The organism is Caenispirillum bisanense, from assembly GCF_039523075.1.
GTDB lineage: Bacteria > Pseudomonadota > Alphaproteobacteria > Rhodospirillales > Rhodospirillaceae > Caenispirillum > Caenispirillum bisanense.
Window position 1 is genome coordinate 36,781 of the sequence record NZ_BAAAEP010000039.1, and the last position, 9,443, is coordinate 46,223.

The window sequence follows — 9,443 nt, forward strand, 5'->3', positions numbered from 1 at the left end:
GCGCGGTGGCGGGTGCCCCATCAACGGGGTGCCCGCCGCCTGCGTTGCGGGTCAGGCCGCCGCCGCCGGCGGCTCCGCCCGGGGCCGGCCGTAGAGGTAGCCCTGCAGCAGATCGGCCCCGGCCTCGGCCAGCCATCGCGCCTCGCCGGCCGTCTCCACCCCTTCGCACACGGTCGGGATGCCCAGGTCGCGCACCATGCGCAGCAGGTTGCCGAGCACCGCCGCCTTGTACGCATCGGTATCGACGTCGCGCACAAGCCCCATGTCCACCTTCACGAAGTCCGGCCGCACCTCGTGCAGCAGGTTGAGCGAGGCATAGCCGGCCCCCAGGTCGTCCAGCGCCACCTTGAAGCCGGCGCTGCGGTAGACGCGCAGGATGTTCTTCAGGTGCTCGATGCTTTCCAGGCTGTCGGCCTCGCCCACCTCGAACACCACGTTCTCGGGCGGCAGGCCGCTCGCCTTGATGAGGGCGACGGTGGAGCGCAGGCAGTGGTCGGGGTCGTAGATCGCCGCCGGACTGAAGTTGATGAACAGCCGCCCGGCATAGCCGTGCGCCGCCGCCGTCCGCACCGCCGTCGCCCGTGCCGCCAGATCCACCGCGAACAGCATGTCGCCGGCCCGCGCCGCCGACATGATGCGGCCGCCGCCGATCAGGCTGCCGTCGTCGTCCGTCGCCCGTACCAGCGCTTCCACCGCGAAGGGGCGGCCGTCGGGGGTGACGATGGGCTGGAAGTGGCTGATCAGCCGCTCCTCCGCCAGCAGGCGGTCGAGCCAGCCCACCTCCGCCCGCGCCGCCAGCCGGCCGAGCGGCGCCACCTGCGCCATGGAATCGAGGGTCGGCTCCGCCCCCGCCGCCAGGAACAGCGCCCGCACCGCCTCCCGCTCCACCGCCGACAGCGGCGCCGCCAGGGTCGCGGCCAGCGCCGCCAGCCCGCCCGGCGGCACCGTCACGTCCGCCCGGTTGCCGCGGCCGCCGCCGAGCCCGTCCGTCGCCACCCCGGCCTCGCGGGCCGCCGTCATCAGCTTGCGGGACACATGCCCGTTCGGCGACCACAGGTGCAGCACGCCGCCGTCGGCATCATCGCCGGCCGGCCGGGGCGAACCGCAGGAGGCGCAGGACAACAGGCGCAGAGGGAGATGAAGCATGGCGGTCTCCGGGCTGGGCGGACTTTGGGAGGAAAAGGCACCCGACAGGTACGCACGCCCTGCCCCTTCAGGTTCACCGCTATACCTTTTTCCCGCCGCCGCTCACCCGGCCGGCCGCGCGGCCGGGGGCATTTCCCGTATTCGGCACCTTGTTTACGTATACGTCATTCTTCGCTAAGCTGTGGTCAGCGGGAGGCCGTGACGAGAAGAGGCCTCCGCACAGGGAGAACGACCACATGAGCCTCGAAAGCATCGAACACCGCCTGACGCCGCTGCTGCCGCGCCTCGGCCATGTCAACGCGCGGGTGAAGATCGTCTGCGACAAGGACGGCATCGTCCACCTGGACGCCACCCAGACGCCGGCGGTCATGACCTTCGCCGACGGCCCCGCCGACTGCACCATCAAGATCAGCAAGGCCAACCTGGAAAAGCTCATCGACGGCAAGATGGACCCCATGGTCGCCTTCGCCATGGGCCGGCTGAAGGTGGACGGGTCCAAGGGGATCGCCGCCAAGCTGACCAGCGTGTTCGGCTGAGCCGCCAGCAAGAAGGAGGACCGACCATGGCCCTGCGCCTGCCCTTCTCCGCCACCGCCGCCGTGGCGGCGGTGCTGCTGGCCGCCGCCGCGCTGTTGCCGCCGCGCGCCGCCGCCGAAGCCGCCGAGACCGCCCGCTTCGCCATCTACAAGGACAGCGACCCCATCGGCGAGGAAGTCTATACCTTCAACCAGGGGCCGGACGGCCAGCTGACGGTGGACGTCACCGCCCGCACCGACGTGCAGGTGCTGTTCCTCAAGTTCCGCTACCGCCACCAGCGGACGGAGGTCTGGCGCGACGGCGTGCTGCAGACCATGACCGCCACCACCGACGACGACGGCACGCCGCACACCATCGCGCTCGCCCGCGAAGGCGACGTCTGGCGGGTGCAGGCGGACACCACCCGGCGCGAGGAACGCGGCGACGTGATGCCGCTGACCCTGTGGACGCCCAAGGTGCTGGAGACCACCCGCGTGCTGTCGGTCATCGACGCCCAGCCGTGGGACGTGACGGTGCAGAACCTCGGCCCCGCCACCCTCGGCGGGCAGGAGGCGACCCACTGGCGCATGACCGGCGGCGTCACCCGCGACCTGTGGTACAGCGCCGGCGGCCACCTGCTGCAGGTGCAGTTCGAGCGCCAGGGCTACAAGATCACCTACGTCCGCCAGTAGGCCGGGGCGCCTATTCCGCCGGCGCCGCCCGCCGGCCGGCGGCGTCGGGTTCGGCGCCGATGTCGCGGGCGGCCCAGCGGTACAGGCTCGGCACCACGAACAGCGTCAGCACCGTCGCAAAGCAGATGCCCGACAGGATGACGACGCCAAGCACGTACCGGGTCTCGAACCCGGCGCCGCTGCCGATCATCAGCGGCACGGCGCCGGCGGGGGGGGAGATGGCGGTCATCAGCACCGGCCGCAGGCGGGCGACCGCCGCCTCCACCGCCCCCCCCCCCCCCCCCCCCCCCCCCGCCTCGGCCCGGCGGGCGCCGGCCTCGGCGAGCTGGGTGGCGTATTCCACCAGCAGGATGCCGTTCTTGGCCGCCAGCCCCACAAGCATGACGATGCCGATCTGGCTGTAGATGTTGACGCTCTGGCCGGTCACCCACAGGCCGAACAGGGCGCCGGTCATGGCCAGCGGCACGGTCATCATGATCAGGCCGGGCAGGCGCAGGCTCTCGAACTGGGCCGCCAGCACCAGGAACACCACCGCCAGCGCCAGCACGAAGGTGATGATGCCGGCTTCCTCCGCCTCCACCAGTTCCTTGGCCTGGCCGGTGAACGACACGCGGATGTCGGTCGGCAGGTCGGTCGCCGCCACCTGCCGCACCCACGCCACCGCCTCGCCGAGGGTATAGCCCGGCTCCAGGGTGGCGCTGACGGTGATGGCCCGCATGCGGTCGTAGCGGTTGTAGGAGGACGACGCCGCCACCTCCTGCAACGTCACCAGGCCGGTCAGCGGCACCAGTTCCCCCGCCCGCGCCGAGCGCACGTAAAGGCCGCCGATGTCGGCCGGGCTGCGGCGGTCCGACGCCTGCGCCTGGAGGATGACGTTGTACTCCTCGCCGCGGTCGATGAAGGTGCCGACGGTGCGCGAGCCCAGCGCCGTCTGCAGGGTGCGGCCGATCTCCTCCGCCGAGACGCCCAGTTCGGCGGCGCGCGGGCGGTCTATAGTAACCTCGATCTGCGGCCGCCGCTCGTCGTAGTCGGCGTCGGGGTTGGTGAGGCCGGGGTTGTCCTCCATGCGCGCCATCAGGTGATCGCGCCATGTCGCCAGCTCTTCATAGGTGGCGCCGCCCAGCACCACCTGCAGCCGGTTGCCGCCGCCGCCCGAGACGATGCCGCTGCGGGCGCGCACGAAGCTGGTCACCCCCGGCATCTCGCGCAGGCTGTCGCGGATGTCGTCGACGATGGCGTCGATGCCGCGCTCGCGCTCCTGCCACGGCGCCAGGGTGACGATGCCGCGGATGCGCTGTTCGGCGCCGCCGAAGATGGCGGTCAGCGCCTGACTGATCTCGCCGCCCTCCACCAGCGGCCGCATGGCCGCTTCCAGCGCCCGCACGTAGGAAATGGCGTAGTCGTAGGACGCCCCCTCCGGCGCGTTCACCACCACGAAGAAGCCGCCGCGATCCTCGCGCGGGGCCAGTTCGTGCGGCAGCGAGCGGTAGAGGAAGACGCTCGCCGCCATGGCCGCCAGCAGCACCACGATCACCGGCAGCCGCGACGCCAGGAACAGGCCCAGCAGCCGGCGATAGCCGTTCTCCAGCTTGTCGAGCAGACGGTCGATGGCGCGGATAAGGGCGTTGGGGGTGTGGTCCGACCCCAGCACCTTGCCTGCCAGCGCCGGCACCAGGGTCAGCGCCACCAGGGTGGAGACCATGACGGTCGCCGCCATGGTCAGGGCGAACTCGGCGAACAGGCGGCCGACGTCGCCCTGCTGCAGCGCCAGCGGCGCGAACACCGCCACCAGCACCAGCGAGGTGGCGACCACCGCCATGCCCACCACCTTCGCCCCGCCGATGGCCGCCGCCTCGGCCCGCTCGCCGTGCTCGAACCGCCGCCAGATGCTTTCCACCACCACGATGGCGTCGTCCACCACCAGCCCGGCCGCCAGCACGAAGGCCAGCAGGGTCAGCACGTTGATGGAAAAGCCCATGATCCACATGGCCAGCAGCGCGCCGATCAGCGACACCGGGATGGCGGTGGCGGCAATGAAGGTCATGCGGCCGGAGCCGAGGAACAGATAGATCACCGCCGTCACCAGCACGATGGCGATGACCAGCGTTTCCAGCACCCCGTCCAGGGCCGCCTGCACGAACACCGAACTGTCGTAGCTGACCGCCACCGCCATGTCGCGCGGCAGGTCGTCCAGGATCGCCTGCATGGCCACCCGCACGCCGGCCGCCACCTCCAGCACGTTGGCATCGGCCTGGGCGATGATGCCGAGGCCGACCGCCTGCTGGCCGTTGGCGCGGAAGTAGCGGTAGGGGTTTTCCGGCGCGATCTCGATGTCGGCCAGGTCGCCCAGCCGGACGATGCTGCCGCCTTCGGTGGTGCGCACCGGCAGCAGGGCGAAGTCCTCCGGCGTGTTGTAGCCGCGCACCGTGCGCACCGCCAGGGTCTGTTCCGGCCCTTCGATGCGGCCGCCGGGGAGTTCCAGGTTCTCCCGCCGCAAGGCGTTCTCGATCTCGGCCACCGTCACCTGGCGGGCGGCCATGGCCTGACGGTCGAGCCAGATGCGCAGGGCATAGCGCTGCTCGCCGCCGATGTTGATCTGCGCCACCCCGTCCACCGCCGTCAGCCGGTCGACCACCAGCCGCTGCGCCAGATCGGTGAGGGCGAGCGGGTCCAGGTGCTCGCTGCGCAGGGTCAGCCACATCACCTCGTCGGCGTTGTCGTCGGCCTTGGCGATGGTGGGGGCGTCGATGTCGTCCGGCAGGTCGCGCAGGGCGCGGTTGACGCGGTCGCGCACGTCGTTGGCGGCGGCGTCGATGTCGCGGTCGAGGGAGAATTCCACCACCACCCGCGAGCGCCCTTCCGACGATTGCGAGGTGATGGTCTCCACCCCGGCGATGCCGCTCAGGGTGTCCTCGATGATCTTGGTGACGCGGTTCTCGATCACCTCGGCGGCGGCGCCGGTGTAGACGGTGGTGACGGTGACGATGGGCGGGTTGATGTCCGGCGCCTCGCGCACCGACAGCTGGCCGAGCGCGAACAGCCCGAACACCAGGATCAGCAGGTTGACGACGCTGGCGAAGATCGGCCGCCGTACCGACAGGGTGGAGATGACCACGGCCGTTCCTCCGCGTTCAGGATTCAGGCGCGGCGGCGGTGCCGACGGCCAGCGCCGGCACTTCGCGCACACGGTCGCCGCCGTCCAGCTTGGCGGCGCCTTCCACCACCAGCCGCTCGCCTTCGCGCAGGCCGTCGGTGATTTCCACCCGGTCGGAGGTGCGGGTGCCGAGGCGCACGATGCGCCGCTCCGCCCGGCCGTCGTCGCCGATGACGAAGGCGAAATGCTGGTAGCCCACCGCCACCACCGCCGCCGACGGCACCGTCACCGCCAGCCGTTCCGCCACCGCCACGTCGGCGGACACCATCTGCCCCGGCCGCAGGCGGCCGTCGGCGTTGGGAACCTCGGCCCGCACCCGCACCTGCCGGCTGGCGGCATCGACGCGGGAGCCGACCGTCAGCACCCGCCCGGCAAAGCGCACGCCGGGATGGGCGGCGGAAATCAGGTCCACCGTCTGGCCGGGGGCCAGGGCCGGCAGGCTGGCTTCCGGCACGCCGAAATCGGCGTAGACCACGGCGACGTCATCAAGGGTGGTGATTTCCGCCCCCGGCGTCAGGTAGGCGCCGACGCTGACCTCGCGGAAGCCGAGGCGGCCGGCGAAGGGGGCGCGGATGGTGCGCTTCTCCAGCGTCAGCTCCGCCACCGCCACCGCCGAGCGGGCGCTTTCCAGCGCCGCCGCCGCCTCGTCGTAGACCGGTTGCGCGATGGTGCCGTTGCGCCGCAGCTGGCTCGCCCGGTCGTAGGCGCGCTGGGCATTGGTGAGGGTGGCGCGGGCGGCGGCCAGCTGGGCGCGGGCCTCGGCATCGTCCAGGCGCAGCAGCACGGCGCCGCGTTCCACCGTGGCGCCGTGGTCGAACAGGACGTCGCGCACCATGCCGGCCGCCTCGGCGGTCACCACCACGCTCTCGCGCGCCCGCAGGGTGCCGACCGCCGACACCCGGTCGGTCAGCTGGGTGCGCTCCACCGGCGCCACCGCCACGGTCTTGCCCTGCTGCTGGCCGCCGCCGTTGCCCCTGCCCTGCCCCGCCTGCGACGAAGCCGGCTCGGCAGGCTCGAACGGGGGCAGCCCGGCGGTCCAGGCATAAGCCAGTGCGGCCAGCCCGAGCACGGCCAGGATGCCGATGATGCGCGTCTTCATGCCCTGTCCCTAGTTGCCGGCGCCGCGACCGCGGCCAGCCGCAATTTAAGGCCGCAGGCGCCCCGACGAAAGGTCGGGATGCCGTGAAACCTCCGCCGAAACGGCCTCTCGCCGGAAAGTGATATATCCCCAAAAGAGGTAGTTTGGTATTTCTTGACTATCTTTCGTACAGTGGGTTCTGCGCCGATGCCAAAGGATGACGCGCTGAGGGACGACGCCGTCACGGCCCAGCCGCGACATCCGGCACACGTGACCTTCCCGCGGGTCGGGCCGCGGTGCCTGCTGGTGCTGCTGACCACGGTGTTCGTCGTCGTCACCGTGGCGGCCTGGGGCGCCTTCCTGATGCGCGATCGCGCCCAGGTGCTGGAGGCCACCGACCAGCAGCTGCGCCTGATCGCCCGGCTGGTGACCGGCAACACCTTCCGCACCGTCCAGGGCAGCGACCTGGTGCTGCGCAAGATCCAGAGCGATATCGAGTCGCGCGGCTTTGCCGCCTGGGCCTTCGAGCCCGGCGCATGGCAGCGGCTGAACGCGGCCGCCGGCACCCTGCCGCAGGCGGGCGCCCTGTTCGTCATCGGCGCCGACGGTCAGGCGGTCGCCCATTCCACCGATGCCGAGGCACCGAGGATATTCCTCGGCGACCGCGACTATTTCGTGGCCCACGCCAAGCGGCGCAGCGATGCCCCCTACGTCGGGGACCGCATCGTCAGCCGAATCGACGGGCGCGACATCATCGGCATCAGCCGCCGCCTGAACAACGCCGACGGCAGCTTCGCCGGCGTGGTCGTCGCCGCCGTCAACATCGACTATTTCGACCGCTTCTTCGAGTCGCTGCCGCTGGCCCCCGGATCGGCCATCACCATCCTGCGCGGCGACGGCACCATCCTTCTTCGCCAGCCGCATGAACTGCCGCGCCACAAGGCACCCCATCTGGCCGAGGGCGAAGTCGGCCTCGAGCAGGCGGTGTTCTCCATCCTGCCCGACCCGGACGATGGCGCCCCCATGGCGGTGGCGCGGCAGACGGTCGGCTCCTACGGTCTGGTGGTGGCGGCCAGCCGGCGGCAGGACCAGGTGTTCGATGCCTGGCAGCACCGCCTGCTGACCGGATCATCGGTGGTGGCGGTGCTGGTCGCCGGCCTGTCGCTGCTGACGGTGATCGGCCTGCGCGGCCTGCGCCGGCAGGAGGCCATGGCCGCCGCCCTGCGCCACAGCAACGAGGATCTGGAACGCCGCGTCGAGGCCCGCACCGCCGCCCTGCGCACCACCAACTCGGCGCTGGAGGCGGCGGTGGCGGAAAAGAGCCTGCTGCTGCACGAGGTCCACCACCGGGTGAAGAACAACCTGCAGATGGTCGAGGCCCTGCTGGCCCTGCAAAGCAGCCGGGTGGACGAGGACTCGCGGCAGGCCCTGGAGGCGGCGCGGCGGCGCATCAACGCCCTCGGCTTCGTTCACCAGCAGCTGCTGGGCGGCGGCGATCTCACCACCCTGCGCGCCGACACCTTCCTGCGCGACCTCTGTGACCGCCTCGCCCTGTCGTTCGGGGCGGAGGATCGCGGCATCTCCCTGGCGGTGGGGGCGGAGCCGCTGCCGCTGCCGCTCGACCTGGCCATCCCCATCGGCCTGATCGTCAACGAGGTGCTGTCCAACGCCTTCAAGCATGCCTTCCCGGACGGTCGCCGCGGGACCATATCGGTGTCCCTCGGCCGCCAGGACGGCATGCTGTGCCTGCGCCTCGGCGACGACGGCTGCGGCTGCGGCTGCCAGGAGGACGCGGCGGCGGTGCCGGTGCCGACCGGCCGGTCGCTCGGCCACCGCATCGTGCAGTCGCTGGTGAAGCAGCTGAAGGGCACGCTGCTGGTCGACCGCGACGGCGGCACCCGCCTGACCATCACCCTGCCCCAACCGGAGACCCCATCGTGACGGCCACGCCCAAGGCCATGCCCCGCGTCGTCATCGTCGACGACGATTTCCTGATCCTCGCTTACCTGGAAGAAGTTGCCCAGCAGCTGGGCTGCGAGGTGGTCGGCACGGCGGCGACGCCGGCCGAGGCCGTCGCCCTGTGCGACGCCGCCCGCCCCGATGTCGCGCTGATGGACGTGCGCCTCGGCAGCGGCGCCGACGGCATCACGGCGGCGGAAACCATCCGCACCACCCTGGGGACGGAGGTGATCTTCATCACCGGCTCCACCGAGCCGCAGACGGTGGCGCGCATGCGGGCGCTGGCGCCGCGCGCCATCCTCGCCAAGCCGATCCTGCCGGAACAGCTGGCCCGCGCCCTGCGGCAGCCGTCAGCGCCGGCGGCGCGGTAGCGGCTGCAGGAAGGGGTTGGCCTGCATCAGGTTGATCCACGGCTGCCACGCCGCCTGGGCCATGCCCATCCACCAGGTGACGGGGTGGGCGCCGGGCAGCCCGGCCAGCAGCGCCGCCGGATTGGTCAGCAGCCCGGCGGCGGCGGTGGCGAGGTCGGGGGTGGCGGTGAAGGTGATGGTCACCGTCTCGCCCGCCGCGCCGTCGCCCCGGCGACTGACGATTTCCACGTCCAGGTTGGGCAGCTTGCCGGTCAGGCGGGTTTCGTCCATGGCCGCGTTTCCCCCGTGGCGCTGTGGCTGAGGCTTCCCTTGTGCCACGGCGGCGCCCGCGGCTCAACCGCCCCGACGGATCATTGCGTCTTGGGGTCGGTGGCGATGCGCGGACGCGGCGCCTCGTCAGCGGCCGGCGGCCGGGCGATGCGGGGCGCCGGCGCCGGTGCCTCGCTCCCGCTGCCGGAGGGTCCGGCGATGCGCGGCGGCGGGAGCGAGGCACCGGCGCCGGCGCCCCCCCCCCCCCCCCCCCCCGCC

Annotated in this window: 8 protein-coding genes; 4 read left to right on the top strand and 4 right to left on the bottom strand. The window is 72.0% G+C overall.

What is annotated here, in order from left to right:
- Nucleotides 1-51: 51 nt before the first annotated feature.
- Complete coding sequence (locus ABD056_RS16160; protein WP_343868278.1) at nucleotides 52-1,146, bottom strand: EAL domain-containing protein; 1,095 nt, start codon at nucleotides 1,144-1,146, stop codon at nucleotides 52-54.
- A gap of 236 nt (nucleotides 1,147-1,382) precedes the next feature.
- Between ABD056_RS16160 and ABD056_RS16165 the strand changes: the two genes are divergently transcribed.
- Together ABD056_RS16165 and ABD056_RS16170 are read left to right on the top strand one after the other, a co-directional pair.
- A complete protein-coding gene (locus tag ABD056_RS16165) occupies nucleotides 1,383-1,682 on the top strand; it encodes an SCP2 sterol-binding domain-containing protein (protein WP_343868280.1) in 300 nt (99 codons plus the stop codon).
- A 26-nt stretch (nucleotides 1,683-1,708) separates the two neighbouring features.
- Complete coding sequence (locus tag ABD056_RS16170) at nucleotides 1,709-2,353, top strand: DUF6134 family protein (RefSeq protein WP_343868282.1); 645 nt, start codon at nucleotides 1,709-1,711, stop codon at nucleotides 2,351-2,353.
- Nucleotides 2,354-2,363: 10 nt separating this feature from the next.
- Here the strand turns inward: ABD056_RS16170 and ABD056_RS16175 are convergent, their stop codons facing one another.
- Both ABD056_RS16175 and ABD056_RS16180 read right to left on the bottom strand, forming a co-directional pair.
- Entirely contained in the window at nucleotides 2,364-5,468 is a 3,105-nt protein-coding gene (locus tag ABD056_RS16175) for an efflux RND transporter permease subunit (RefSeq protein ID WP_343868283.1), read from the bottom strand.
- A gap of 16 nt (nucleotides 5,469-5,484) precedes the next feature.
- Nucleotides 5,485-6,606: an efflux RND transporter periplasmic adaptor subunit gene (locus tag ABD056_RS16180; RefSeq protein ID WP_343868285.1), complete on the bottom strand. Its 1,122-nt coding sequence runs from the start codon at nucleotides 6,604-6,606 to the stop codon at nucleotides 5,485-5,487.
- A 249-nt stretch (nucleotides 6,607-6,855) separates the two neighbouring features.
- Between ABD056_RS16180 and ABD056_RS16185 the strand changes: the two genes are divergently transcribed.
- Together ABD056_RS16185 and ABD056_RS16190 are read left to right on the top strand one after the other, a co-directional pair.
- The gene (locus ABD056_RS16185) at nucleotides 6,856-8,526 is read left to right on the top strand and encodes a sensor histidine kinase (protein ID WP_343868287.1); all 1,671 of its coding nucleotides are present in this window, start codon (nucleotides 6,856-6,858) and stop codon (nucleotides 8,524-8,526) included.
- Complete coding sequence (locus ABD056_RS16190) at nucleotides 8,523-8,915, top strand: response regulator (protein ID WP_343868289.1); 393 nt, start codon at nucleotides 8,523-8,525, stop codon at nucleotides 8,913-8,915. The genes ABD056_RS16185 and ABD056_RS16190 overlap by 4 nt, the downstream gene beginning before the upstream one ends.
- Here ABD056_RS16190 and ABD056_RS16195 read toward each other — a convergent pair.
- Nucleotides 8,895-9,185 carry a hypothetical protein gene (locus ABD056_RS16195; protein WP_343868291.1) on the bottom strand — a complete coding sequence of 97 codons (291 nt, stop codon included), beginning with the start codon at nucleotides 9,183-9,185 and terminating at the stop codon, nucleotides 8,895-8,897. The genes ABD056_RS16190 and ABD056_RS16195 overlap by 21 nt on opposite strands.
- Between the last annotated feature and the right edge of the window lie 258 nt (nucleotides 9,186-9,443).

Bases quoted from the DNA above. Each gene is read 5' to 3' on its own strand.
- ABD056_RS16160 (WP_343868278.1), bottom strand. From the start codon at position 1,146: ATGCTTCATCTCCCTCTGCGCCTGTTGTCCTGCGCCTCCTGCGGTTCG.
- ABD056_RS16165 (WP_343868280.1), top strand. From the start codon at position 1,383: ATGAGCCTCGAAAGCATCGAACACCGCCTGACGCCGCTGCTGCCGCGC.
- ABD056_RS16170 (WP_343868282.1), top strand. From the start codon at position 1,709: ATGGCCCTGCGCCTGCCCTTCTCCGCCACCGCCGCCGTGGCGGCGGTG.
- ABD056_RS16180 (WP_343868285.1), bottom strand. From the start codon at position 6,606: ATGAAGACGCGCATCATCGGCATCCTGGCCGTGCTCGGGCTGGCCGCA.
- ABD056_RS16195 (WP_343868291.1), bottom strand. From the start codon at position 9,185: ATGGACGAAACCCGCCTGACCGGCAAGCTGCCCAACCTGGACGTGGAA.